This window comes from Mangrovimonas sp. YM274 (genome assembly GCF_030908385.1).
GTDB lineage: Bacteria > Bacteroidota > Bacteroidia > Flavobacteriales > Flavobacteriaceae > Mangrovimonas_A.
This window is the reverse complement of record NZ_CP133091.1, coordinates 162,094-187,554: the sequence shown is the minus strand read 5'-3', so window position 1 is coordinate 187,554 and position 25,461 is coordinate 162,094. Positions and strand designations below refer to the sequence as shown.

The following is a 25,461-nucleotide window of genomic DNA, read 5'->3' as shown; positions in this document are numbered from 1 at the left end:
TTAACAAGTATGGCAAACACAGCAAAAAGACACGAAAGAACTAGGGCTCAGGAGAGTTCTAGCGCTATTGAAAAAATGTACATCACGATGCGACATTTGTTCAATAGGGGCTTCTATAAACCTATGGGGGTTTCTGGAGAAACTCTTAGGGAGTCTTTGCTGTTGTTGAGACCTGAAATTTATGGTTCTATTGCCGATGAAAAGGCAGAGCTGGAAGGCTTGCTTTATGTGATTGATAGATTGCCTTTGGGAATAGAGGAATGTACCTTTATCAATTTGACGAGTGATGAAGGTTATGGAAATTCGCATTTTAAAGCAATTATTCCTGCCAAAAGGAGGAGAAATTGTTATCGTATCGATGAGGAGCAAATGAACATTGAGATTACTAGAGGACGTTCCGAAATATATGATATTCTAACGCACTTAACTTTTTTGTTTGTTGAATCTCATAAAATTAGTAATCGAGTGCTTGTCGATGAACAAGGAACTACGACTAGGGATTGGGTAAAACTGGAAAAGGCTGTTTTATCTGAAGAAAAGTTGTCCCAAAATGAACGGGAAATTGCCATTACGCATACAGCTAATATCCTAGGAAGAACCTTTAATGAGATTACTCACATTTATAGTCAATTTGCGACATCTAAGCAGCCAGACAGGTTATTGCATATTGTTTACTGGTTAGGGAAATTGGCAATTGAGGAAACCGTAAGTGATACCAAGAGAACAGTGACGTTTTCGCCAGTTCTAAGAGAGCGTTTGGGACACCATATTCATGGTGAAATTTGGGCTGATGATATCAAAGCTGTTTTAATAGAAAATGAATTGTTGGATCGTCCAATTCACATTATAAGTGCAAATATGCACAGTGTGATGAATTCCTTGTTTACATCGAGTGTTTTAAAAGGAAGTTTAGCCAAAAAGAATATTTTTGAGGTCTATCAGGACTTGAGTAAGAAAGACAATGAGTCCCTACGCAATAAAGTGAATAAGGAGGCGTTGCAACATGGGATGTTGTACATACCTGACAGTTCAGGAACCAATATTGATGTTCAGATTTTTGATACTTCCAAAATTGATTTTTCAAAATTGGATATTCAAGTTGATGAGCAGAAATTGAAACGGGATAAACCTGTGATTGTGGTTATGGATTATGCTTTTGGAGAGCAGGCATACGAAACCATGGACGAACTCTTGAAGCCTGTTATTATTGAGGATTATAAGAAGCATTTAAAAGTTGAATCGATATCAATCATGGGGAAAGCAGGTATTTTGGAAGGAGGAAAAGGTGATATCATGATTCCATCGGCCCATATTTTTGAAGGAACGGCGGATAATTATCCTTTTGACAATGAACTGTGTAAACAGGATTTGGAAGGTCATGGCATTAGCGTTTATGAAGGCTCCATGATTACGGTGTTAGGAACCTCACTTCAGAATAAAGAGATTTTGAAATTCTTTTACAATTCTACTTGGAATGTAATTGGCTTGGAAATGGAGGGAGCTCATTATCAAAAAGCAATTCAATCAGCTTCAAGAGTGAGAGGGAATATTGGTAAGGATGTCAAAGTGAGATATGCTTACTACGCTAGTGATAATCCTTTAGAGACAGGGAGTACTTTGGCTTCTGGAGGATTAGGAAGCTCAGGAGTCAAACCAACTTATTTAATAACAAGAAAAATACTAGAACAAATTTTAAATTAACATATCTAACTAATGAATAAAAACCTACCGGAAACTAACACTTCTGAAGAAGTGGATTTGGGACAATTGTTTACTCTTATTGGGAGTCTGTTTACAAAATTTTTCAATTTTATTGGCTCCATATTTACAAAGCTTTTTTATCTGTTTGTTGCAATAGTATTTTTTATTAAAAAGAATATTTTGATTCTAGCAGGAGCTGCAGTACTTGGTTTTGGTTTCGGAATGTTTAAACAGAAGACCTCAACTCCAGTATATTCTTCGAATGCAGTCATTAAACAAAATTATGATACCGGTGAGAGTTTATATAATCTCTTGAATTATTATAATGACCTAATCATGGATCAGGACTTTCAGTCTTTATCCGCAGCTTTGAATGTTACATTGGAGGAAGCCAGAAATATGGTTTCTTTTCAAATGGAATCTGTATTAAACGAGAACCAAAAGTTAAAGGTATATGATGAGTATAAAAAGGAAATTGATTCAACCTTGGCAGACAATATTGATTTTGAAAAGTTTTTAGAAAATTCATATGACTATGATTATGCTTACCAAAGGCTTACTGTTAGCGCAACTCAAAAGAGCCTTTTGAAAAAAGTTCTTCCAGAGATTATTAAAAATATAGAATCTATAGAGTTTTTTAAAAATGAGCAACAAAAGGATTTGGCGGAGTTGCAATATCAAGAACGGGTGATTAAAGAATCCTTAAAGGAATCTGATTCTTTGCAAAAGGTCTATCAAAGAGTTTTGGAAAGAATGAACGAAAATCCAAATTCCCAAACGAGTATATTGATTGATAATACGGGAGACAAAAGTTCAACAAAAGAATATGAATTGTTTTCTGAGGATATTAAATTAAGACGTGAATTGGTGTCCATTCAGAGGAAAAAGGATGATGTTAAAAAGATTGTAGAGGTTATTTCAAGTCAGCAGGACGAGGGAATTATATCAAATACTAAATCGTTATTTAATAAAAAACTAGGGTATAAGTCATATTACGGTATTATATTGTTTGCCTTAGCTTTTTTCGCATTGTTAGGATTGAGGTTTATAAAATATATGGATCAATTTAAAGATAAAATATAGAATTAATGAAAGTATTAATTACCGGAGGTGCTGGCTTTATTGGGTCTCATGTTGTACGTCTATTTGTTGAGACTTACCCCAATTACCATGTCTTTAATTTGGATAGTTTAACCTATGCGGGGAATCTTGAAAACCTAAAAGATATAGAGCATCATTCTAATTATACATTTCTAAAGGCGGATATAACGGATGAAGTCCAAATAAACAGTTTGTTTGGCACCTACAAGTTTGATAGGGTAATTCATTTAGCGGCAGAATCGCATGTAGATCGATCTATTGCGGATCCGTTGGCTTTTGTGAAAACTAACGTTATTGGCACCATGATACTTTTGAATGCCTTTAAAAAGTTATGGAACAATAATTATGAAGGAAAACTGTTTTATCATGTTAGTACTGATGAGGTTTACGGCACTTTAGGAGAAACAGGCCTTTTTACTGAAACAACGGCCTATGACCCTAACTCTCCATATTCGGCTTCAAAAGCGAGTTCAGATCATTTTGTGAGAGCTTATGGTGAAACCTATGGCATTCCGTATGTTATTACAAATTGTTCTAACAACTATGGACAAAACCAATTTCCTGAAAAACTAATTCCTTTATTTATCAATAATATTCTAGAAGGAAAGCCGCTTCCTGTTTATGGAGATGGAAACTATACAAGGGACTGGCTATATGTGCAAGATCACGCAAAGGCTATTGATTTGGTTTTCCATAAAGGTGTTTTGGGAGAAACCTATAACATTGGTGGTTTTAATGAATGGAAGAATATTGATTTAGTGAAATTGCTTTGTCAACAAATGGATGAGAAATTGAATAAACCAAAGGGAACTTCGGAGAGCCTCATCACTTTTGTTAAAGATCGTCCTGGACATGATTTGCGCTATGCCATAGATGCCTCTAAAATAAATAAAGAATTAGGGTGGAAGCCTTCAGTAACTTTTGAAGAAGGATTGAGTAAGACTATTGATTGGTACTTGAGCAATGAAGAATGGTTAAATCATGTTACCAGTGGATCCTATCAAACTTATTACCAAACGCAATATAACTAGATATGAAAGGAATTATACTAGCAGGAGGGTCTGGTACAAGGCTCCACCCATTAACATTGTCGGTAAGTAAGCAGTTAATGCCTATTTATGATAAACCAATGATATATTATCCATTATCTACATTGATATATGCTGGAATCAATGAAGTCTTGATTATCTCGACTCCTAAAGATTTGCCTTTGTTTCAGGATTTATTGGGAGATGGAAAAAAATATGGGTGCCATTTTGAATATGCTGTCCAGGAAGAACCTAATGGGTTGGCTGAAGCATTTATTATTGGAGCAGAATTTATTGGAGAGGATAAGGTGGCCTTGATTTTAGGTGATAATATATTTTATGGAACAGGTTTGTCGCAATTATTACAAAACAATAATGATCCCGATGGAGGCATTATTTATGCCTATCGAGTCCATGATCCGGAGCGATATGGTGTGGTGGAGTTTGATGAAGAAGGCCATGCTATTTCTATAGAAGAAAAGCCCAAGGAGCCAAAATCCAATTATGCTGTTCCAGGGATATATTTCTATGACAACAATGTTGTAGATATTGCCAAAAGTATAAAACCTAGTAATCGGGGAGAACTGGAAATAACAGATGTCAACAAAGTGTATTTGGAACAAGGCCGTTTAAATGTTAGTATTTTGGATAGGGGTACCGCTTGGTTGGATACGGGAACCTTTCAATCCTTGATGCAGGCTTCCCAATTTGTGGAAGTGATAGAAGAACGACAAGGCTTAAAAATAGGGTCTATAGAGGCTGCTGCTTTTGAAATGGGCTATATTGATGAGGCTCAGTTCAAGGCATTGGCTGAACCTTTTTTAAAGAGTGGCTATGGAAAGAATTTATTGGGATTGCTTAATAGAAAATAATGACGGTACAGGAAACCAATTTAAAAGGATGTTTTATCATTCATCCTACAGTATTTGAAGATAAAAGAGGCTATTTTTTGGAGAGCTTTAATCAAGAACGTTTTAACAAAGCAATTGGTAAGGATGTGAACTTTGTACAGGATAATGAATCTTTTTCTACCAAAGGTGTTTTGAGAGGCTTACATTATCAAACAGGAGAACATGCACAGGCCAAATTGGTACGTGTTATAAAGGGTAAGGTATTGGACGTTGCTGTTGATGTTCGACCGGATTCTTCAACCTATGGACAACATGTTGCTGTTGAATTGTCTGAGGAAAACAAAACTCAATTTTTTGTCCCAAGAGGATTTGCGCATGGATTTGTCGTATTAAGCGACACTGCTATTTTTTCATATAAATGTGATAATTTTTACAATAAGGCTTCCGAAGGAGGAATTATTTACAATGATCCTAGTTTAAATATTGATTGGCAATTGGCGGAAGAAGAATTAATTATATCTGAAAAGGATGCTGTATTACCAATATTAGAAAAGGCCTTGATATGAAAACCATATTGGTAACAGGAGGTAATGGGCAATTGGCAACCTGCATAAAGGATTTAGAACAATCAATTAATGGTTTTAGATTCATTTATGTTGATAGTGGAGAGTTAGATATTACAAAAGAAGCAGACGTTAATGCGTTTTTTTCTAGTAACGATATTGATTGGTGCATCAATTGTGCCGCTTATACTGCCGTTGATAAGGCCGAAAGCGAAAAGGAAAAGGCTTTTGCTGTCAATGTTTTGGGAGTAAAATATTTGGCAGCGGCTTGTAAGGAGTACAATGTGAAAATGATTCATGTGTCCACAGATTTTGTTTTTGAGGGAGATGCTTGTTTAGCATATAGTGAATCTGATGCAACTAATCCAGTGGGAGTTTATGGGGAAACAAAACTTGAGGGGGAAAAGGAAATAGAAAGACATCTAGCAGAGCATTTTATATTTAGGACTTCTTGGTTGTATTCAGAACATGGTCATAATTTTTTAAAGACAATGCTAAAGTTGTCAGAAACTAAAAGTGAGCTGAATATTGTAGCAGATCAAATTGGAACGCCGACTTATGCTAAAGATTTGGCTGCGGTACTTTTGAAAGTAGTAAGTTCAAATAGTGTGGCATATGGCTTGTATCATTATAGCAATGAAGGTGTGGCTAGTTGGTACGATTTTGCGCATGCTATTTTTGAAATTTCAGAAAACAACATCAAGACATTTGCTATTAAAACTGAAGCCTATCCTACACCTGCTGAACGACCCCATTTTAGTGTTTTGGATAAGACCAAGGTAAAGGGCACATTCAATATAGAAATATCTCATTGGAGAGACAGTCTAAAAGAAGCGATAAAACGAATAGATTAATGAAAGAATTTTTAGAAACAGCAATAAAAGCATCTTTGGAAGCAGGAAAGGCAATAATGGAAATCTATGATTCCAAAATTGAAGTGGAATATAAAGAGGACGAATCTCCTTTAACGGAAGCGGATAAACGTTCCAATAATATCATCAATTCGTTTTTGATTCCTACAAATATTCCCATTATCAGTGAAGAGAATAAACAAGTTGACTATGAAGTAAGAAAGGATTGGTCTACTTGTTGGGTGGTTGATCCAGTAGATGGCACTAAAGAGTTTATAAAGCGTAATGGTGAGTTTACTGTGAATATTGCATTGGTAAAGGAAGGAAAGCCTGTGTTGGGAGTTATTTATGTTCCTGCAGAACAAACCATTTATTATGCCAATGTAGATTCTAAAGAGGCGTTTAAGGCAAAACTGGAGTCCCATAATACCGATGTTGAAACTGTTTTCGAATTGGCCACTCCTTTAAAACCTAAAGCTAAAGATTCGGATGTTGTTGAGGTGGTAGGAAGTCGATCGCACATGAATCAAGATACTTTAGATTTTGTGGAAGGATTGAAAGCTGAGGGTAAAAATGTGGAGATTGTTTCCAAAGGAAGTTCTTTGAAGTTTTGTTTGGTAGCAGAGGGAGCTGCAGATGTGTACCCTCGCTATGCCCCAACAATGGAGTGGGATACAGCTGCTGGACAGGCCATTTGTAATGCGGTGGGTTTGCAGGTGATTTCAAAGGAAACCAATGAACCTTTGCAGTACAACAAGGAAAACTTATTGAATAGCTATTTCTTGGTTAGCCAATAGATGAAGGACGCCTCATATAAAAGACATATAGCAAAGACCATTACTTGGCGTTTAGTAGGGACTATAGATACCATAATCTTGTCTTGGATCATTTCTGGTGATCCTTGGATTGGTTTGCAGATTGGCATTTATGAAGTCGTTACCAAAATGGTCTTGTATTTTTTACATGAACGAGTTTGGTTTAAAGTTAACCTTTCCAAAGATGGGAAGATTCTGGAAAGCAGAAAGCGGCACATCGCTAAGACCATTACTTGGCGTATGGTAGGAACTATGGATACTATGACATTAGCTTGGATAGTAACTGGAAACCCCCTTACAGGTTTCAAAATAGCATCGGTTGAAGTCGTAACTAAAATGTTATTGTATTATTTACACGAGCGTACCTGGTACAAGATTAATTTCGGGCTTCCAAACAGAAACAATGATTAGAAGATGAAAGAGAATATTATTCCCCACGATTATCAAATTTCAGTAGAAGACAGAAGAAATTCTAACCAGCATAACTCTTTTTTATTGTGGTTCACGGGACTGTCGGGATCTGGGAAGTCTACCATTGCTAATGTCGTTGAACAGCAATTGTTCAAAAGTGGAATCAAAACTTATACATTGGATGGAGATAACATTAGAAAAGGCTTGAATAATGACCTTACGTTTTCACCTGAAGACCGTACTGAAAATATCCGTCGTATAGCCGAGGCAGCCAATTTAATGGTAGATGCTGGTTTGGTGGTTTTGGCGGCCTTTGTATCACCCTACAAAAAAGATAGGGAAAACATCAAAAGAATCCTTAAAGATGTTAACTTTGTTGAGATTTTTATCAATACGAGCGTAGAAGAATGTGAACGCCGCGATGTTAAGGGACTCTATAAAAAGGCAAGGGCTGGCGAAATCAAAAATATGACCGGAATTTCTGCTCCCTATGAAACCCCCGAGAATCCCGATATTGAAATATTAACAGAAAACGAATCTGTTGAAGCGGCAGCCCAACGGATAATCGATTACATAACACCTAAATTACAACTCACCAATGAGTAAGTACTATTTAAACTACCTGGACGAATTAGAAAGTGAAGCCATTTTTGTGCTACGTGAAGTTTGGGCGCAATTTCAAAACCCAGTTATTTTATTTTCTGGGGGTAAGGATTCTATAGTGGTAACCCATTTAGCCCGAAAGGCATTTCACCCATGTAAGGTGCCATTTTCGTTAATGCATGTGGATACGGGACATAATTTTCCCGAAACAATAAAATTCCGTGATGATTTAATTAAGGAATTGGGAGTGAACCTTATTGTTGGATCGGTGCAGGAATCTATAGATCAAGGACGCGTCGCAGAGGAAAAAGGTAAAAATGCGACGAGAAATGCACTGCAAATAACGACTCTGTTGGATGCTATAGAGGAACACAAAGTAGATTGTGCTATTGGAGGAGGTCGTCGTGATGAGGAAAAAGCAAGGGCCAAGGAGCGCTTCTTTTCGCATCGAGATGATTTTGGACAATGGGACCCTAAAAACCAACGTCCGGAACTTTGGAATCTTTTCAACGGAAGGTATTTCGAGGGAGAGCATTTTAGAGCGTTTCCAATTAGTAACTGGACAGAAATGGATGTTTGGAATTACATTAAGCGTGAAAATATTGAGATTCCGTCATTGTACTATGCTCATGAAAGAGAAGTTGTTTGGCGCAATAACTCTTGGATTCCTAATTCTGAATTCTTGATAATTGAAGAACATGAAGAAGTAGTAACCAAGAAAATCCGTTTTAGAACTCTTGGGGATATAACCATTACAGGAGGTATTGAAAGTGATGCCGATACCGTTGAGAAAATTGCTTTGGAAGTTTCGGCCATGCGTCAAACGGAAAGAGGAAATCGTAGCGATGATAAGCGTTCAGAAACGGCAATGGAAGATCGTAAACGTCAAGGATATTTTTAAAAATTAAAGTATTATGCTGAATGTCATTCAGCATTTCATATAAAGAAACAATAAAAGATGTTAGATAGCAATCAATTATTACGTTTTACAACTGCTGGTAGTGTAGATGATGGAAAAAGTACCTTGATAGGTCGCCTTTTGTATGATTCAAAATCCATTTTTGAAGATCAGTTGGAAGCCATTGAGAACACTAGTAAGAAGAAGGGACACGAAGGTGTTGATTTGGCACTGTTTACTGATGGATTACGTGACGAGCGTGAACAAGGAATTACTATTGATGTAGCTTATAGATATTTTACGACGCCAAAACGAAAGTTTATTATAGCTGATACCCCTGGACATATTCAATATACAAGGAATATGGTTACGGGTGCTTCTACAGCTAATGCAGCCATCATTTTGGTGGATGCTAGACATGGAGTGATTGAACAGACGAGACGTCATTCATTCATAGCTTCGCTTCTGCAGATCCCGCACGTAATTGTTTGTATTAACAAAATGGATTTGGTGGATTATTCTGAAGAGGCTTATAACAAGGTTATCGAGCAGTTTGAGGAATTTTCTTCAAAAATGTTGGTTAAAGATGTTCGATTTATACCTATCTCTGCTCTTTTGGGAGATAATGTGGTGAATAGATCAGAGAATATGGATTGGTATCAAGGTGCGCCATTGTTGCATACTTTGGAAACCTTGCATATCAGTAGTGATGTGAACAAAGTGGATGCTCGTTTCCCAGTTCAAACCGTTTTACGACCTCAAAGTGATGACGACAATAGGGACTACAGAGGGTACGCCGGGCGCGTTGCTAGTGGTGTCTTTAGAGCAGGGGATGAGGTTACGGTAATGCCTTCTGGGTTTACCTCGAAAATCAAAACCTTGGATACATTTGATGGTTCTGTAAAGGAAGCTTTTGCACCAATGTCCATCTCAATGACTTTGGAAGATGACATTGACATTAGTAGAGGTGATATGATTGTACGTTCCAATAATATGCCTGAGGCGTCTCAGGACGTTGAGGTGATGCTTTGTTGGTTGAATAATAGTCCAGCTAAACCAAGAGCGAAATATACTATTAAACACACCTCAAATGATCAAAAGGCAATGATCAAGGAAATTGTTTATAAAATTGATATTAATACCTTGGCGAGAAATGAAGAGGACAAGGAATTAAATATGAACGACATTTCTAAAGTTAAAATTCGCACTACAAAGCCTTTAATGGTCGATTCCTATCGTGAAAATAGAGCTACTGGAAGTATCATTTTAGTGGATGATGCTACCAATGAAACTGTAGCTGCGGGAATGGTGGTGTAAGTGCATTTTCTTGTTGCTGGATAGAAGTATTTATTTGAAATCCATTAATAGCATATGATTAAAGTATGTTTTTAATGGATTTGCTGTTAAAAATGGTAGTTTTGCAGACCTAAATAATTTTCAAATAGATTGTTTTATACTAGTAAATTCTATGTTTAGTTCTGGATTTTACATTAGAAAATAATTATGAACATTCAAGCTGTGAAAAATAGAGTTTTTTTTCTATTAAGTAGATTGCCCGTTAAGTGTTTGTCTTTGTTTGGTTTTAGGTTGTGAGTAGGTTGGAGTAAAGTGGTATATCAATAATGTAGTGAAGTAATATTACGTAGAGGTAGGAAAATAAATTTGGTTGATTATAATGAATAATTTAGTTGGTTTTGTATGAAAATATATAGATTACTTTTTTTGCTATTTTTTATTTCGGTTATAGGTTGTAAGAAGGAAGTAAATAAAAATGAGGTATCAACAAAAGAGAACAATAGCACTCAGAAAGAGGAAAGTTTTAATAAAATAAACCTTCAACATCACTCTATTTGGTCGTTAGATAGAGTAAAGTTGGAAGCGGTTAATGAAAATTTAAACTATAATGGAGATGACGTGTTTTTGATTTCTAGAATATCTTCAACTGAAACAGCATACGCTACTTTAAGCGATATAGCAGTTACTTTTGGGAACGAATATCTAGTGAGTGTAATTGTTAAAAAGGCGACTATAGGAGATTTATTTGGTTTAAGAATCGTAGGGGAGTATCCAAATAGAATAGATGTTGTATTTGATCTGAAAAATGGTGAGGTTAAAGGTAGTATGGAGGAAGTAGGTGATTTTATTAAGGAATCAGCACATATAGAAGATTTGAGCAATGGATGGTATAAATGTAGTTTTAAGGGAATCGTTTATTCGGATACAATTAAAATTATTTTAGGACCCACTTCTGGTTTAGGTAAAACAATTACATGGGAAGCTCCTACAACAGATTTGTGTAATACTTATATTATACCTTCAAGTTTAAAGTTAGAAGAGATTTCTTACACCAAATAAAGTTTTTGAAAAAATATGAGTACAAAGTTTGAGAATTTAAACGTCAATATTGTAAAAGGAATTGGTATCCTTCTTGTTATGATTGGACATCAAGGAATGATTTGCTAATTAGGAATTTGAATTACTTGAATGATTTACTGCATTTGTAAGTATAAAAACTTTCAAGTTTAGCTGGAAATGAAATATTGAGTATAGTTAATGAGTATAATTAAACAAGTACAGGAATTTTTAGAACAAAAGGAAAAAAAAATAATAACCCAAAATTTTGTGTCTTTATTCCTTCTTCAAGGAGCCAATTATATATTACCTCTTTTAATCCTTCCTTTTTTAGTTAGAATTTTGGGGGCAGAAAAATTTGGACTTATTATGTTTGCCCAGTCTTTAGTGTCATTTTTAAATGTTTTTGTTGACTTTGGGTTTAATATCAGCGGAACAAGAGAAATATCTATAGCCAGAAATCAAAAGCAAAAAGTTGGAGAAATTTTTATTGCTATAATGCTTATTAAGTTTTGTTTGGTAGTCATTTCTTTTGGGGTGCTTTTACTTTTAATAGGTAGTTTTACTAGGTTTAGTATAGATTCTAATATTTATATTTTAAGTTTTGGTGTGGTTATAGGTCAAGCATGTTTTCCTGTATGGTTTTTTCAAGGAATAGAAAAAATGAAAGTAGTTACATATGTAAATGTTTTTGCTAAAATAATATTTACAGTATTAGTATTTTTCTTTATTGATAATGAACAAGATTATTTTAAGGTACCTATTTATAATTCTTTGGGATTTATAGTTTCGGGTTTTTTTGGTCTTATTTTTAGCTTTAAATTTTTCACGTTTAAGTTACCTACATTTGGACTAATAAAGCAGTTATTTTTTGATAGCTTTAGTTTGTTTATCTCAAATTTGGCTATAAGTTTATATACTGCGAGTAACGTTTTTATTTTAGGGTTGTTTTCTGGAAATGCTTTAGCTGGAGTATATTCTAGTATTGAGAAACTCATATTAGCGATTAAGAATATTTATGTGCCACTTTATCAGGCATTGTATCCTTGGGTTTCTAGACAAAACAATGAGAAAGTTAAAATGATAATATGCAAAATCAAACCTTTTGTTTTTTTATTAGGTATGGTTATAGCAATATTTATTTTGTGTTTTGCTGAAAATATATTGGCATTAGTTTATAAAGATCCAATTATAACTAGTTATTCAATTGTGTTTAGAGTGTTATGCTTCATTTCATTGTTTTCAGGGTTAAATATGCTTTATAATGTTCTATATTTTCCAGCTGTAAAGCGGTATAAGGTTAGGATGAATATTTTGATTTTTGGTGGTTTATTTAGCGTGATTATGAATTTAATTTTTGTACAATTTTTTAGTATTTATGGCGTAGCTATAATTGTAACCATTACCGAGTTATTATTAGTTTTAATTGGAAGTTTTTATTTTAAAAAGATTAGTAGTGAAATGGAAATAATTAAGCCTTAAAGTATGGTACATCTAATTTCAACCCTCTTTATTGTTGAGTTTTTATCAATTTTATTGATAATGTTCTATATTTTGTTTAAAAGAGGGGTCACATTTAAAGTAGGCATATCATTCGGGGTTTTGTTTTTTATTTTTATACCCGTTTGGGTAATGATTATAACTGGTACTTTAGAACTTTCAAAAACAGATTTTTATTATACTAGTTTAAGAGATGTTGTATTGAAGGATAATATTAGCAGTTCATTTTTATTAATTGCATATATATTTTCAATTATTATTTACTTATGTTTTCCATCAAGGTATTCCAATCTAGAAGTGAATAATGAATTTAAGCCAAGTATTAAAAGTTATTTAATAGTTTATTTTATTGGGATGCTAATTGTTTTTATTGGCTCAGGTTTATTGGAAGGAGGAAATTGGTATAGAAATAGACATAATTATTTTGAATCTACTGGTGCTTTCGCTGTTTTGATTTCTTTTATAACAAGTTCCGTGAGGATTTTAATAATTTCCTCCTTGTTTTACAAGTGGCTTAAGAATGATTGGAAGTTTCGTAAGTTTTTATTTTTGACTGTTATGTTTACAGTTTTGGATATGATGTTTTCTGGAAATAGAATATACTTATTTTGTACAGCCATATTGATTGGGTTAATGTTTTTAAAAAAATATCCAAAGAAATCCTTTATAGCACTGCCTTTTGTATTTCCGCTAGCTTTTGTGTTAGGATATTTTGCTTCAATTTTTAGACATATTAGAGGGCCTCTTTTTGAAAGTGGTTTTCCTACCTTTGATATTTTCTTAAAATCTTTAGATAGAGCCATGCTTTTGGAACCACCAAATCCTAAATTGTTTTTTATTGGTATTTCTGAATCCATAAATGTAAATGTTATATATGATTTATTTAATAGATACGACACTATTCTGTATGGAGCAACTTATTTGAAGCCATTGTTTTTTTATGTGCCTAGATCTGTTTGGCCAAATAAACCTGAAAGTATTACTACAATTGCAGCTAATACATTTGGAGGGAATTCTTTGGTCACTACACTAATTGGTGAAATGAATATGAATTTTTCATTACTAGGCATAATTTTACTTCCAATAGTAATATGGTTTACCGAAGGATTTTTAACTAAGAGCTTGCGAAATTTTAATTCAATAGTAAATATTGTTGGATTTATTTTCGGTATTTTATTTTTTAGAATGCCATTTTCGGATGATATTTTAATTTTTGTCTTCTTGGTATTAATTTTGCTTTTTTTTAATGTTTTCAAAAAATATAAATTTAAGTTCTATTATCCCATTAAATGATGAATATCAAAAAACATCTTTCGAATGAGTTATTTTTATTGTTTGCTTTTTTTCCGCTTATTCCTAATACATTAAAAGGTTTACCTGTAATATTATTAGTTCTGGGTTCATTTTTTTTAATTGAGAAAACGAAAGTCAATTGGAAATGGTTTTTAATTAATTCTTCAACTTTTTTATTGTATGTATTTTCTCTTTTATATACAACGAACTTCTCATATGGTTTTAAAAAATTAGAAACAGGGCTTACTTTTTTTATTGTGCCTCTTGTTTTTTTTGTATTAAGACCTCAAATAGCAATCACATCTCAGTTACGTAAGAAGTTTTTATTTTTATTTGTCCTTTCTTCAACGATTTTTGCTAGCTATATTTTGTTTTTTATTATTAGTGACAATAATTTAACTTCTAATAAAGATTTTTATTCCGATAAATTTAGATTGGTTGTTGAGAAAGTACCTTTGATTGGTCAACACCCAATTTATGCTTCAATTTATCTTGGGAATGCATTAATATTTACTTTTTATTTATTTCAACTCTATTCTGTTTCTTATAAAACTAAAAAAGGATTCTTCTTACTAATAGCAATATTTATTAATACAATTTTGTTACTAATGTTATCTAGTAAGGCAGTGATTTTTAGTTTAATTATTTTATTGATTCTGTATTTTGTACATGCATTTTTTTTGAGGGGAAGGTTTAAGAAGGGGCTAATGTATTTATGTATGCTGTTTATTGGTGCTTTAGTATTGTTTGTATTTAACAGAAGAGTAAATGAAATGATTAGATTGGATACATATGCCTCGGTAAATTCAAGTTATTCAAATTCTTTTCGTGTTAATATCTATGAATGTGCTATAAATGTTTTTAAACATAATCCAATTCTTGGCGTTGGTATTGGGGATGCTCAAGATGCGTTGAATGAATGTTACAGTTATAAAAGTCAACTTTTATTAAATAACCAATATAATAGCCATAATCAATATTTGGATTTTTGTATTAAACTTGGTTTTTTAGGTTTGGTTGTTTTTATAGGGTTCCTGGCTGCAAATTATCGATACGCACATAATTCTAATGATGAATTGTTTAAGGTGATAATTCTATTTTATTGTCTTAATTTTTTGACAGAGAATATTTTAGTCAGACAATCAGGGTTAATACTGTTTGTTTTTTTTATTCATTTTTTTAGGAACAATAAAACATATAAAATTTCCTGATGAAAGATCTAATTATTTTACAAACATGTATCCCAGATTACAGGAAAAAATTATTCACATTTTTAAACGAAAAATACGGTGAAGATTTTACGTTGTACGGAGGCGCCGATTATTTTGAATCTACCGTTAAAACAGATAATTCGATTAATTTTTTAAATAGAGTAAAGAATATTTATTTGTTTAAGAGAAAGGGGCTTTTCCAAACAGGGATGTGGAGGGATATTCTAAAGGCACGAGTAGTAGTATTAGAGTTAAATCCTAGAATAATTTCTAATTGGATAATTTTAATTCTACGAATCCTTCTAGGAAAGAAAACGGTATTGTGGGGGCATGCTTGGCCTAAAAATGGAGAAAGGAGTTTGACCGATGTAATAAGAGGAGGCATGCGGCAATTGGGATCTCAAATTTTGGTTTATACCGTTAGTCAAAAAAGGGAACTTCAGATAAAAATGCCTCATAAAAATATAACTTGCGCTCCGAATGCTGTGTTTTATAAAAAAGAGATGGTTAATAATAGTGATAACGATTTAATACAAAATATCATTTATGTTGGGCGCTTAACCGAATCTAAAAAGCCGCTTTTTTTGGTTAAGGCATTTAATAAAGTATTAGGTTTTTTACCAACAGAAGCAAAGCTTATAATTGTAGGCGAAGGAGAAGAGAAGCAAAACTTGTTAAATTATATTAATGATAATAATTTGGAAGGAAGAGTTTTAGTTAAAGGACATATAGGATCGTACGAAAAATTAAAATCTCTATATGATACTAGTTTACTAAGTGTTTCGCCCGGATATATTGGTTTGTCTGTTACTCAAAGCTTTGGTTTTGGGGTTCCAATGATTGTTTCTAAGTTTGAAAAACATTCGCCTGAAATAGAGGCTGTTAAAGAGGGTAATAATTCTGTATATTTTGAAACTGATAATGTCGATTCATTAGCAGATAAGATATTGGATTTTTATAATAATAGAGGTTATTGGTTGAAACAAAGAGAACAAATCTTAGATTTTTGTAAAGAAAATTATTCAATCGAAGTCATGGCTGAAGCCTTTGTAAGTTTGAATCCAAAGAAAATATAATATTCATTTAATGATAATCAGAAATAAAACTAAAGTAAATGTTTTAATAGTAGGTCCATTAGACAAGCCTATAACCGGAGTCTCAATTTGTAATGATTTAATTTTAGAAGGGCTAGATAAAAATCAATTCAATGTAAAGTATATAAATACCTCATTTGATAAGTTTGATGAGAACGTTGGTACTCTTTCAATTAAAAAGATTTTTTACTTTTTGAAGTTTTATTTTTTAACCTATAAGGTTTGGAATGTTGACATTATTTATATTACACCAGGACATACTTTTTTAGGAATAATTAAATATGCATCATTTATCTTAGCAGGTTGGTGTTTAAGAAAAAAGGTAGTTTTACATATACATAGTGATACCTTAGTTAACACTTATTTAAAAAGTAACAAAGTTAAGAAGTCTATATTGACTTTTGTTATTTCTAAAGCAGATAGAGGGGTGGTTTTATCCAAGTCTTTGGTTAGAAATTTATCTTATTTTTTACCAAAAGATAAAATAGAAGTTTTATTCAATTTTGTCGAAGATAAGTTTATATTGACCGAAAATGAAGTTAAAATTAAAAAATATGATAAAATTAAGATTGTTTATTTAAGCAATTTAATGACACAAAAGGGTATATTTTATTTGTTAGAAACATTTAATTTGATGCTAAAGAATAAGATTCCTTTTGAGGCTAAATTGGCTGGTAATATTGATGATACTATTAAAGAACAAATTGAAAAAGAAATAAAGTTATTAAATGTAGAATATTTGGGAGTGGTTAAAGGAGACCGGAAAAGAGAACTCTTAAAATGGGGTAATGTCTTTGTTTTCCCTTCATATTTAACAGAAGGATTGCCAATATCTATTTTAGAAAATATGGCTAGTGGAAATGTTGTTTTCACAACGAAACATAGTTCCCTTGATGATATTTATAAAGAAACGAGTTTGGTTTATATTGATAAAAAATCTTCTGATGATATTTATAATAAGGTATTAAACTGTTTTTCTGATGAGGAAGCAATAAGAGAGATGGTAATTAAAAATTACAATTTTATTAAATCAGTTGGAAGAGAAGAAGTTTTCCTAAGGAAACTTATGGATATCTTCAATAAGTAAATTTGGACAAATAATAGGTGAGAGAAAAAAAAGTATTAATAATAGGTATAAATTATTATCCAGAAGATAGTGCAATAGGTTTATATACCACTCAAAAGGCAGAGTACCTTGGAGCGAACGGGTTTGAAGTGTCGGTTATTACAGGTTTTCCTTATTATCCTCAATGGGAGATAAGAGATGATTATAAATTAAAAAATTATTTAGTAAGGGAAACCATAAACGGGGTTAAAGTTTATAGGAGTAAACAATATGTGCCTAAAGATCCAACTTTTGTAAAAAGAATAATGCATTTGTTAAGCTTTACCTTTGGAAATTTTATTAATTTATTTAGAATTAGTAAACCAGATATCGTGATTTCAATTATTCCATTTACAACCTCTGGTTTGTTAGGTTGGTTTTTAAAGAAGCGATATAATTGTAGGCATCTCGTTCATGTACAGGATTTTGAGTTTGATGCAGCAATAGATTCAGGTTTGTTAGATGACAATAGAAGAAAAGTAATTAAGATTTTACAAAGAATTGAAAGATTCGTGTTAGATAAAGCTGATGTTGTTTCAACAATTAGTTATGGTATGATTAATAGGTTGAAAGAAAAAACCGATACTAGTGTATATTATTTGACTAATTGGATTGATGTAGAGATGTTTAGTCACAATAATATAGGAACACATAAATATTTAAAATCAGATTGTTTTAAAATTTTATATTCAGGAAATATTGGAGCAAAGCAAGATTGGGATTTATTTTTAAGAATTTTAGTAGAATTAAAGAAGGTCGAAAATATTGAAGTAATAGTGGTTGGTGAAGGTGCCGAGAAAGCTAAATTGCTAGAGGGAGTTAAACATTATAATTTTGTGAAACATTTTAATTTAGTTCCGTATAAAGAATTGCCTCAATTACTTAAAAGTGCAGATTTGCATGTTTTATTTCAAAAAGCAAATGTTATTGATACGGTAATGCCTTCAAAAATATTAGGTATGATGGCAAGCGAGAAACCGTCTATTGTAACAGGGAATATGGCAAGCGAAGTAGCTAAAGTTTTTAAGGACTCAGAAGGAGGTTTTTATTTTAGTGGGAATTCCGTTAACGAAATAATAGATCAAATAAAGATACTTAAAGAAGATAAAGTACTTTGTTCAAATTTAGGGATGGGGGCGAAGAAATATGTTTTGGAGAAATATTCTAAGAATAAAGTGTTAGATATGTTTATCAAGAAGCTAAATGAATTTTAACTATAGCTGTAGCCTTCCCTAAATTAAACCAGTTTTAATTATCAAAAAAAGGAGGCAGCTTTAATAGGCTAACCCCTTGGTTTTTTATAAGGCAAACATTTTTCGTGATAGTGTCAAAGAATCTTTTTAATTTAGACATTTTTTCTAGCTATCCCTTATTTTTTCGTAAAATTGCATAATATTTTTGCAATACTGCTAGTTATATGCAAAACGTATAACCTAAATTTACTGTGTGAACACCATTAAACAAGGGAGATATTCAGCTTATCTCAGGCCGATATCATATGTAATAGACTTAACTATTATAAATGGTTTGGCTCTATTTTTCTTTTTTAGGCATATAGACCCTTATTTTTTTGTATTTGTGATTTCTTTATCTTGGATTCTACTTTCCGTCGCTTCTAATTTTTATGAAGTATATCGCTATACTCGGGAAGTGACGATTTTGTCTATGATCATCAAACAATTGGTGTTGTTTGCTTTGGTGATGTTTGCTTTTTCGGGTTATAATTTTGAATTTAATCTGCATCCAAAAACCATTATTTTATATGTTTTGGTTGTATTTTTGTTAATATCAGTATTGAAATTTACGGTTTATTATCTTCTTCAAAAGTACCGGACATCCTTTGGAGGAAATTTCAGAAATACAGTCATTTTTGGAGCCAATAAAAAAACTTTGGCTCTTGAGAATTTCTTTAATAAGAATCCTGAATACGGTTATAAGCATAAGAGAACATTTTCTTTTAAGGAGAAAAATTCAAAGGCATTAGAGGAGAGCTTTCAATATGTTTTGGATGAGGGGATTGATGAAATATATTGTTCCATTTCAGAGTTGAGCAATAGTCAAATTAATGAAGTAGTCGACTTTGCTGATAACAATCTTAAAATACTCAAATTTTTACCAGACAATAAGGAAATATATTCCAAAAAATTGAAGTATGAATATTATGACTACATTCCTATTTTGTCTTTAAGGAATATACCTTTGGAAGAGTCTATAAACATGTTTATTAAACGTGGGTTTGATATTCTGTTCTCTAGTTTAGTAATTGTATTTATTCTTTCTTGGTTAACACCATTGATTGCTATTTTAATTAAATTAGAGTCGAAGGGACCTGTATTCTTTAAGCAGTCTAGAAATGGATTTAATTATAGGGAATTCGATTGTTATAAGTTTAGGTCTATGATGCCAAATCCAGATGCTCATTTGTACCAAGCAACTAAAGGGGATCAAAGGGTGACTAAAGTGGGGAAATTTATCCGTAAAACGAGCATTGATGAATTGCCACAGTTTTTCAATGTGTTGTTTGGTGATATGTCTGTCGTTGGACCAAGGCCTCATATGGTTAGCCATACAAATATGTACGCTAAAAGAATTGACAAATTCATGGTGCGTCATTTTGTTAAGCCTGGGATTACAGGACTTGCCCAAATCAGTGGATATAGGGGTGAAGTGGAAACAGACAAGGATATCATAGGTCGTGTTAAATACGATATCTTTTATATTGAAAACTGGTCTATTTTCTTGGATTTGAAAATCATCTTTAGAACCTTCTTAAACGCTATTCAGGGAGAGGAAAAGGCCTATTAAAGTAATTCACCTAGTTTGTATAACTGAGTATTAAAATCAAAAGTATTTAAGGCTTCCTGTTGAATTCTATTTCTATAACTAGTAGAGAGTTTCTCTCTTTTCATTGTTAAAAGCATATTGTTCAAAGAATCATAGTCTGCTGCTGGAGCAATCCAGCCCAGGTTGTGTTGGCTAATTATGTCTTCCCCTTCACCACCTCCAAAATATAGCATTGGGAGTCCCAATCGCGCATATTCGAAGATTTTTGAGGGTACTGACCCATAAATTCTATTGAGAAGCGGAATGATGGTGATATCGTATTTCAAAAGTTCTTGATGCAAAAGATTTCGCTCAATTTCTCCATGGAATGTAATAGGTAATTTTGGGTTGTTTTTTATAAAAGTTTCAATAGCTTTTTGTTCAGCGCCAGCTCCGTAGATATGAAACTCAATATTGGTATAATCTAAGTTGTTACATAGTTTAAGAATACCTTGGGCAATTCCCAATAAACCAGCATAGACCATTTTTATCTTTGGACTTTCTTGGGAACTGTTCTGTATTTTAGGAGGATTAAAATCCGGGTAGTTTCGATAGAGAAATGTTTTTTTATTCGGATATATTGAGGTGATGTGCGTTAAAATTTCATTGCTTTGTCCTAATACTAAATTTGCATTTCTGTAGTTGAATCGTTCAATCCATTCCAATACTCTGTAGCTCCAGTTCTTTTTAAAGGCGCCAAGTTTCAAGCCTGCAATGGGCCACAAATCGCTTACGTTTAAAATCAATTCCCTTTTTTTGTTACGAAGAAAAAATATGGAAGTGAAGGCTACCAATAGCGGCGGGGATTGCACAATGACTTTTTTGGGAATCTTGTTCCAAATGAAAAACCATATCAAACTAAAGCTATAGGAAAGCATGGCAAACAAGCGCAACAGTTTATTCTTAGAATTGCTGGCGTAAATCCATAGTCTGTGGACTGTTATTCCGTTTTCCTTTGAAGTGTGCTTAAAATGCCCTTTATAGCCTTCAAAGATCTTCCCTTTGGGGTAGTTGGGTAGCGGGGTTAAAACAGATATATGAAATCCTCTTTTTTGAAGTCCTTCTGCCAAATGAAAAATTCTGTTGGAAGCGGCTCCGGTTTCTGGAGGAAAATAGTTAGTAATAATTAAAATGTCTTTGCTCAAAGCTGGTAAATATTGATGAGGTGCTCGATGATGCGTTCGGCGGTTTTGCCATCCCATAATTTTGGAATGGTTGTATCTTTCCACTTGCCAGAAAGAAGAGTTTGGAAAGCAGTTTCAATTTTTTCAGGATCTTTTCCCGCTAAAACGTTGGTGCCAAGTTCACAGGTTTCTGGACGTTCGGTATTTTCTCGCAAGGTGATGCAAGGGACATTCATTACGGTGGTTTCTTCTGTAATGCCCCCTGAGTCGGTTAAAACGGCCAAAGCATGTTTCACCAAAAAATTAAATTCCAAATATCCCAAGGGTTCCACAAAGTGAAGGTTGGGAGCGTCAATGTGCATGGCTTCCAAAACCTGTTTTGTTCGTGGATGTACTGGAAAAATGATAGGGTAATCTTTTCCCAAATTTGTAATAAGGGATAGCATGCTGCTGAGTTGTTCCTGTTCATCAACATTGCTCGGTCTGTGAAGAGTTAAAACCAAATACTTTTTAGCTTCTAGATGTAATTGATCCCATAACTCTGGCTTTTGAAATCTAACGTCATTTTTGAGAAGGGTATCAATCATCACATTCCCCACAAAAAAAATCTTGTCCTTTGTAACTCCTAATTGTTTTAAGTTATTATTGGCGTGGTTTGAAGTAGTAAAAAAGTAATCGGTCAAACTATCGGTGACAATACGATTGATTTCCTCTGGCATGGTAATGTCTCCGGAACGTATCCCTGCTTCTACATGGGCCACTTTAATATGTGCTTTTTTGGCGACAATGGTACAGGCCATGGTCGAGGTAACGTCTCCCACTACCAAGACCAAATCGCAAGGGTGTTGCTGAAGTTCCTTTTCAAAACCTATCATAATGGCGGCGGTTTGTTCAGCTTGGGTACCACTTTTTACTTCCAAATTGCTGTCGGGAAAAGGTATGTTGAGGGATTCAAAAAACGTGTCACTCAAATTTTTGTCGTAGTGTTGTCCCGTATGAACCAAGCGGTAATGGATGTTTTTTCCTGATTGGTTGCTTTTTTTTATAGCCTCAATAATGGGGGCTATTTTCATAAAATTAGGGCGGGCTCCCGCCACTATTGTAATAGTCATGAATGTTGCTTTACTTGTGATGTAAATTGTTTGAGTTTGCCGCTTTTGGAACGTACCAAGCGTTCCTTTCTTTCAAATTGGATATGGAGTCCTTTTTCCAAATAACGTTCCATTTCTGTTGTGATAATTTTCGTTTTTTCAGTAGACAATGGGTCTTGACTTACATAAATTATTTTGAAAGTATCTGGACATGTTTGTTCGATAATAAATTCCTTGACATTGCCATCGTCCTCGATAATACTTTTCGTGATATAGTAAAAGGTCAAACCTGCGGCTACTTTGCCGCTAGGGAGAATGGCAAAATCATTAGTCCTTCCTGTTAACTGTTTTAAAATGGGTTTCTGAATGGTGGAATTAGGAGAAAGTGCGCCAATATCCCCAATATCATATCTTATGAATGGGTGCGCTTTGTTGTAAAGAGAGGTGATGACGATACGTCCTTCTTCACCCAAAGGTACATTTTGGTTGTTTTCATCCAAAATTTCTACAAAAAGGGTTTCGCTATTCACTTGCCAGTCTCCTTTTGGATTTTGAAAGGCAATTAAATCCAATTCCGAAGCACCATATTCGTTGACCACTGGAACACCAAATTGCGTTTCCAACAAGTTCTTGTCTGAATCAAATAGCATCTCCGAAGTGACTACACAAGCTTTTAAGGTTGGACAAACTGATTTCAAATTGATGTTTTTTCGTTCTAGGAACTTGGCAAATTGCACAATAGGACTGGTGTAGCCATTGATGTATTCAAATTTACTTTGCTGAAATTTACTAAGACAAGTTTCCAAAGCTTGGTCACTCATATCGAAAACCGAAAATCGGTAGCGGTTTCCTAGATAATCCTTAAAGCGTTCTTTGTAATAATTTTTCTTGTTCAATGGAATGCCATAAAACCTAGCCTGTTTCGATGAGTTGAAATCCAATCCATGCCATCCAAACCTATTTTGAATTACCGCCCAAGTTAGGGCATGACAAAATTTGTCCTTGGCAAAAATGAAGGGATCACCTGAAGATCCTGAGGTTTTGTTCACATAAACATCTTTTGTGGTAAAGCCTCTTGATAAGCGGTCTTCCAAGGGTTGCTGTAGATCTCTTTTGGTCATAATTGGCACTGTGTTCCAATAATTGCCAGAAGCTCTTTTGGCAAATGAGCGATAAAATGTATTGTGCTTAATATGATATTCAAAAATGGCTTGCTTTCTATGGTCTAAATAGGCTTCAAATTCACTTTCACTATATTGCTGAATTTCCTTTAGGGTCATACGAGCCCGGTGAATGGGAAATCCGTTAAGTTGCAGGGAAAGGTCAAATAAATTCAAACGAAAGGCGCCTTAGATGTTTTTGTAAAATAATTATTTTTTAAGCGCAAAAGCAATTATTTTTGCGGCAAACAACAAAGATCATGACTATTTTAATTCTCGGTTCAGGCGGGAGAGAACATACCTTTGCCTGGAAAACAGCCCAAAGCCCTTTATGTACAAAACTTTATGTAGCGCCAGGTAACTCTGGAACTGCCGATATTGCAGAAAACGTAAACATTGGTGTAACCGATTTTCCGGCCATTAAGGAATTGGTGGTTTCTAAAGGAATCGAAATGGTAGTTGTTGGTCCAGAAGACCCTTTGGTACAAGGTGTCCATGATTTCTTTTTGAATGATGAACAGCTTAAAAATGTGCCTGTAATTGGTCCTGAAAAAGCGGCAGCAGAATTGGAAGGAAGCAAGGAATTTGCCAAGGAATTTATGATGCGTCACAACATTCCAACGGCGGCTTACCAAAGTTTTGATGCTAGTACTGTTGAGGAAGGTTTCAAATTCTTGGAATCCTTGCAAGCTCCTTATGTATTGAAAGCTGATGGATTGGCAGCCGGAAAAGGTGTATTGATTTTAAATGACCTTGAAGAAGCCAAAGCCGAATTGAAAAGTATGTTGGTAGATGCCAAATTTGGAAATGCCAGTGCTAAGGTGGTGATTGAGGAATTTTTGGATGGTATAGAATTGAGCTGTTTTGTTTTGACCGATGGAAAGAATTACAAAATTCTTCCAACAGCAAAAGATTATAAGCGTATTGGAGAAGGGGATACCGGACTTAATACCGGAGGTATGGGAGCCGTGTCGCCAGTGCCGTTTGCTACCGAAGAATTCCTAACCAAGATAGAAGAACGAATTGTTAAGCCTACAGTAGAAGGTCTTCAAAAAGATAACTTGCCTTATAAAGGATTTATCTTTATTGGTTTGATAAAGGTTGGGGATGATCCTAAAGTGATTGAGTACAATGTGCGAATGGGAGATCCTGAAACCGAAGTGGTGTTGCCGAGACTTAAAAATGATATTGTTGAAATTTTCAATGCCATAGCCAACCAAACCTTGAATGAGATTACTATTGAGATTGATGAACGTGCGGCGACAACCGTAATGTTGGTGTCCGGTGGTTATCCAGAAGGCTATGAAAAAGGAAAGGAAATTACAGGTTTAGATCAAATAGAAGGTTCTATTGCGTTTCATGCAGGAGCTGACTATAAAGATGGAAAAGTAGTGACTACAGGAGGGCGTGTGATGGCTATTACCAGCTATGGAAATACGTACAGTGAGGCACTAAAAAAATCTTATCAAAATATAGATAAACTACATTTTGATAAGATGAACTATCGTAAAGATATTGGTTTTGACCTATAGGAAGGAGTGAGAGCTGATGCTCTTATCTTCTTCGTTGTTGTCGTTAAAGGATTTCAATTGTTTCATCCAGTAACCAAAAGCAACAAAACCAATAAGGATAAAAATCCAGGAAAATGCGTTGGCTGCGAACCAGTTATCCAATTCTAATGCTCTTAAAGCATCTAATGGCTTGAAAAGTACATTGACGAATAAATCCTGAATTGCGTAAAAAAAGTCTTTCATGTGGTATAGTTTAAAACTCGTGAGAGCTTAAAAGATTATCAATATATTTACGGGACAAAATTACATTTTTTTCATTTTAATTTTAAAAAATAAGAAAAGAATGTTGGAAAGGTCAATTTAATACTCATTTAA

The 25,461-nt window shown here is 33.8% G+C and carries 24 protein-coding genes; 20 read left to right on the top strand and 4 right to left on the bottom strand.

What is annotated here, in order from left to right; translation table 11 throughout:
* The first annotated feature begins 9 nt into the window (after positions 1-9).
* From RBH95_RS00895 to RBH95_RS00805, 19 genes are all read left to right on the top strand, one after another.
* Positions 10-1,701 (top strand): hypothetical protein, encoded by a 1,692-nt coding sequence (locus tag RBH95_RS00895; RefSeq protein WP_307900858.1) that lies wholly within the window; start codon positions 10-12, stop codon positions 1,699-1,701.
* Positions 1,702-1,713: 12 nt separating this feature from the next.
* On the top strand, positions 1,714-2,784 hold the full coding sequence (locus RBH95_RS00890) for a hypothetical protein (RefSeq protein WP_307900857.1): 1,071 nt from the start codon (positions 1,714-1,716) through the stop codon (positions 2,782-2,784).
* A 5-nt stretch (positions 2,785-2,789) separates the two neighbouring features.
* On the top strand, positions 2,790-3,833 hold the full coding sequence (rfbB, locus tag RBH95_RS00885; RefSeq protein WP_307900856.1) for a dTDP-glucose 4,6-dehydratase: 1,044 nt from the start codon (positions 2,790-2,792) through the stop codon (positions 3,831-3,833).
* A gap of 2 nt (positions 3,834-3,835) precedes the next feature.
* On the top strand, positions 3,836-4,702 hold the full coding sequence (gene rfbA / locus RBH95_RS00880) for a glucose-1-phosphate thymidylyltransferase RfbA (RefSeq protein ID WP_307900855.1): 867 nt from the start codon (positions 3,836-3,838) through the stop codon (positions 4,700-4,702).
* Complete coding sequence (gene rfbC / locus RBH95_RS00875; RefSeq protein WP_307900854.1) at positions 4,702-5,247, top strand: dTDP-4-dehydrorhamnose 3,5-epimerase; 546 nt, start codon at positions 4,702-4,704, stop codon at positions 5,245-5,247. The genes rfbA and rfbC overlap by 1 nt, the downstream gene beginning before the upstream one ends.
* Positions 5,244-6,098 (top strand): dTDP-4-dehydrorhamnose reductase, encoded by an 855-nt coding sequence (gene rfbD, locus RBH95_RS00870; protein ID WP_307900853.1) that lies wholly within the window; start codon positions 5,244-5,246, stop codon positions 6,096-6,098. Before rfbC ends, rfbD begins: the two co-directional genes overlap by 4 nt.
* Complete coding sequence (gene cysQ, locus RBH95_RS00865) at positions 6,098-6,892, top strand: 3'(2'),5'-bisphosphate nucleotidase CysQ (protein ID WP_307900852.1); 795 nt, start codon at positions 6,098-6,100, stop codon at positions 6,890-6,892. The genes rfbD and cysQ overlap by 1 nt, the downstream gene beginning before the upstream one ends.
* Positions 6,893-7,321: a DUF2061 domain-containing protein gene (locus RBH95_RS00860; protein WP_307900851.1), complete on the top strand. Its 429-nt coding sequence runs from the start codon at positions 6,893-6,895 to the stop codon at positions 7,319-7,321.
* 3 nt (positions 7,322-7,324) lie between these two features.
* Positions 7,325-7,927 carry an adenylyl-sulfate kinase gene (gene cysC, locus RBH95_RS00855; protein ID WP_307900850.1) on the top strand — a complete coding sequence of 201 codons (603 nt, stop codon included), beginning with the start codon at positions 7,325-7,327 and terminating at the stop codon, positions 7,925-7,927.
* Positions 7,920-8,825 (top strand): sulfate adenylyltransferase subunit CysD, encoded by a 906-nt coding sequence (cysD, locus tag RBH95_RS00850; RefSeq protein ID WP_307900849.1) that lies wholly within the window; start codon positions 7,920-7,922, stop codon positions 8,823-8,825. Before cysC ends, cysD begins: the two co-directional genes overlap by 8 nt.
* Positions 8,826-8,882: 57 nt before the next feature.
* Positions 8,883-10,139: a sulfate adenylyltransferase subunit CysN gene (cysN, locus tag RBH95_RS00845; RefSeq protein WP_307900848.1), complete on the top strand. Its 1,257-nt coding sequence runs from the start codon at positions 8,883-8,885 to the stop codon at positions 10,137-10,139.
* Positions 10,140-10,520: 381 nt separating this feature from the next.
* Entirely contained in the window at positions 10,521-11,177 is a 657-nt protein-coding gene (locus RBH95_RS00840; protein WP_307900847.1) for a hypothetical protein, read from the top strand.
* 198 nt (positions 11,178-11,375) lie between these two features.
* Entirely contained in the window at positions 11,376-12,656 is a 1,281-nt protein-coding gene (locus tag RBH95_RS00835) for an oligosaccharide flippase family protein (RefSeq protein WP_307900846.1), read from the top strand.
* 3 nt (positions 12,657-12,659) lie between these two features.
* Positions 12,660-13,967 carry an O-antigen polymerase gene (locus tag RBH95_RS00830; RefSeq protein ID WP_307900845.1) on the top strand — a complete coding sequence of 436 codons (1,308 nt, stop codon included), beginning with the start codon at positions 12,660-12,662 and terminating at the stop codon, positions 13,965-13,967.
* Positions 13,964-15,178: an O-antigen ligase gene (locus tag RBH95_RS00825; protein WP_307900844.1), complete on the top strand. Its 1,215-nt coding sequence runs from the start codon at positions 13,964-13,966 to the stop codon at positions 15,176-15,178. Before RBH95_RS00830 ends, RBH95_RS00825 begins: the two co-directional genes overlap by 4 nt.
* A complete protein-coding gene (locus tag RBH95_RS00820; protein ID WP_307900843.1) occupies positions 15,178-16,254 on the top strand; it encodes a glycosyltransferase family 4 protein in 1,077 nt (358 codons plus the stop codon). The genes RBH95_RS00825 and RBH95_RS00820 overlap by 1 nt, the downstream gene beginning before the upstream one ends.
* Positions 16,255-16,264: 10 nt before the next feature.
* Positions 16,265-17,359, top strand: coding sequence for a glycosyltransferase family 4 protein (locus RBH95_RS00815; protein ID WP_307900842.1), 1,095 nt, complete (start codon positions 16,265-16,267; stop codon positions 17,357-17,359).
* A 17-nt stretch (positions 17,360-17,376) separates the two neighbouring features.
* Positions 17,377-18,591 carry a WcaI family glycosyltransferase gene (locus RBH95_RS00810; RefSeq protein ID WP_307900841.1) on the top strand — a complete coding sequence of 405 codons (1,215 nt, stop codon included), beginning with the start codon at positions 17,377-17,379 and terminating at the stop codon, positions 18,589-18,591.
* A gap of 232 nt (positions 18,592-18,823) precedes the next feature.
* Positions 18,824-20,182 (top strand): undecaprenyl-phosphate glucose phosphotransferase, encoded by a 1,359-nt coding sequence (locus RBH95_RS00805; RefSeq protein ID WP_307900840.1) that lies wholly within the window; start codon positions 18,824-18,826, stop codon positions 20,180-20,182.
* Here RBH95_RS00805 and RBH95_RS00800 read toward each other — a convergent pair.
* The 3 genes from RBH95_RS00800 to RBH95_RS00790 are packed head-to-tail and all read right to left on the bottom strand — an operon-like array spanning position 20,179 to position 23,695.
* Positions 20,179-21,345, bottom strand: a complete 1,167-nt coding sequence (locus tag RBH95_RS00800; RefSeq protein ID WP_307900839.1) for a glycosyltransferase family 4 protein — start codon at positions 21,343-21,345, stop codon at positions 20,179-20,181. The two genes, RBH95_RS00805 and RBH95_RS00800, sit on opposite strands and share 4 nt — an antisense overlap.
* Positions 21,342-22,436 (bottom strand): non-hydrolyzing UDP-N-acetylglucosamine 2-epimerase, encoded by a 1,095-nt coding sequence (gene wecB, locus RBH95_RS00795; RefSeq protein ID WP_307900838.1) that lies wholly within the window; start codon positions 22,434-22,436, stop codon positions 21,342-21,344. Before wecB ends, RBH95_RS00800 begins: the two co-directional genes overlap by 4 nt.
* Complete coding sequence (locus RBH95_RS00790; protein ID WP_307900837.1) at positions 22,433-23,695, bottom strand: phenylacetate--CoA ligase family protein; 1,263 nt, start codon at positions 23,693-23,695, stop codon at positions 22,433-22,435. Before RBH95_RS00790 ends, wecB begins: the two co-directional genes overlap by 4 nt.
* Positions 23,696-23,835: 140 nt before the next feature.
* On the opposite strand from RBH95_RS00790, the gene purD reads away from it, so the two are divergent.
* Entirely contained in the window at positions 23,836-25,107 is a 1,272-nt protein-coding gene (purD, locus tag RBH95_RS00785) for a phosphoribosylamine--glycine ligase (protein ID WP_307900836.1), read from the top strand.
* Here the strand turns inward: purD and RBH95_RS00780 are convergent.
* On the bottom strand, positions 25,102-25,329 hold the full coding sequence (locus RBH95_RS00780; protein WP_053989935.1) for a hypothetical protein: 228 nt from the start codon (positions 25,327-25,329) through the stop codon (positions 25,102-25,104). The two genes, purD and RBH95_RS00780, sit on opposite strands and share 6 nt — an antisense overlap.
* Positions 25,330-25,461 lie beyond the last annotated feature (132 nt).

What these genes read in the sequence shown, in the direction of transcription:
- RBH95_RS00895 (WP_307900858.1), top strand. Translation starts at nt 10, where the DNA reads ATGGCAAACACAGCAAAAAGACACGAAAGAACTAGGGCTCAGGAGAGT.
- RBH95_RS00890 (WP_307900857.1), top strand. Translation starts at nt 1,714, where the DNA reads ATGAATAAAAACCTACCGGAAACTAACACTTCTGAAGAAGTGGATTTG.
- rfbB (WP_307900856.1), top strand. Translation starts at nt 2,790, where the DNA reads ATGAAAGTATTAATTACCGGAGGTGCTGGCTTTATTGGGTCTCATGTT.
- rfbA (WP_307900855.1), top strand. Translation starts at nt 3,836, where the DNA reads ATGAAAGGAATTATACTAGCAGGAGGGTCTGGTACAAGGCTCCACCCA.
- rfbC (WP_307900854.1), top strand. Translation starts at nt 4,702, where the DNA reads ATGACGGTACAGGAAACCAATTTAAAAGGATGTTTTATCATTCATCCT.
- rfbD (WP_307900853.1), top strand. Translation starts at nt 5,244, where the DNA reads ATGAAAACCATATTGGTAACAGGAGGTAATGGGCAATTGGCAACCTGC.
- cysQ (WP_307900852.1), top strand. Translation starts at nt 6,098, where the DNA reads ATGAAAGAATTTTTAGAAACAGCAATAAAAGCATCTTTGGAAGCAGGA.
- RBH95_RS00860 (WP_307900851.1), top strand. Translation starts at nt 6,893, where the DNA reads ATGAAGGACGCCTCATATAAAAGACATATAGCAAAGACCATTACTTGG.
- cysC (WP_307900850.1), top strand. Translation starts at nt 7,325, where the DNA reads ATGAAAGAGAATATTATTCCCCACGATTATCAAATTTCAGTAGAAGAC.
- cysD (WP_307900849.1), top strand. Translation starts at nt 7,920, where the DNA reads ATGAGTAAGTACTATTTAAACTACCTGGACGAATTAGAAAGTGAAGCC.
- cysN (WP_307900848.1), top strand. Translation starts at nt 8,883, where the DNA reads ATGTTAGATAGCAATCAATTATTACGTTTTACAACTGCTGGTAGTGTA.
- RBH95_RS00840 (WP_307900847.1), top strand. Translation starts at nt 10,521, where the DNA reads ATGAAAATATATAGATTACTTTTTTTGCTATTTTTTATTTCGGTTATA.
- RBH95_RS00835 (WP_307900846.1), top strand. Translation starts at nt 11,376, where the DNA reads ATGAGTATAATTAAACAAGTACAGGAATTTTTAGAACAAAAGGAAAAA.
- RBH95_RS00830 (WP_307900845.1), top strand. Translation starts at nt 12,660, where the DNA reads ATGGTACATCTAATTTCAACCCTCTTTATTGTTGAGTTTTTATCAATT.
- RBH95_RS00825 (WP_307900844.1), top strand. Translation starts at nt 13,964, where the DNA reads ATGATGAATATCAAAAAACATCTTTCGAATGAGTTATTTTTATTGTTT.
- RBH95_RS00820 (WP_307900843.1), top strand. Translation starts at nt 15,178, where the DNA reads ATGAAAGATCTAATTATTTTACAAACATGTATCCCAGATTACAGGAAA.
- RBH95_RS00815 (WP_307900842.1), top strand. Translation starts at nt 16,265, where the DNA reads ATGATAATCAGAAATAAAACTAAAGTAAATGTTTTAATAGTAGGTCCA.
- wecB (WP_307900838.1), bottom strand. Translation starts at nt 22,436, where the DNA reads ATGACTATTACAATAGTGGCGGGAGCCCGCCCTAATTTTATGAAAATA.
- RBH95_RS00790 (WP_307900837.1), bottom strand. Translation starts at nt 23,695, where the DNA reads ATGACCCTAAAGGAAATTCAGCAATATAGTGAAAGTGAATTTGAAGCC.
- purD (WP_307900836.1), top strand. Translation starts at nt 23,836, where the DNA reads ATGACTATTTTAATTCTCGGTTCAGGCGGGAGAGAACATACCTTTGCC.
- RBH95_RS00780 (WP_053989935.1), bottom strand. Translation starts at nt 25,329, where the DNA reads ATGAAAGACTTTTTTTACGCAATTCAGGATTTATTCGTCAATGTACTT.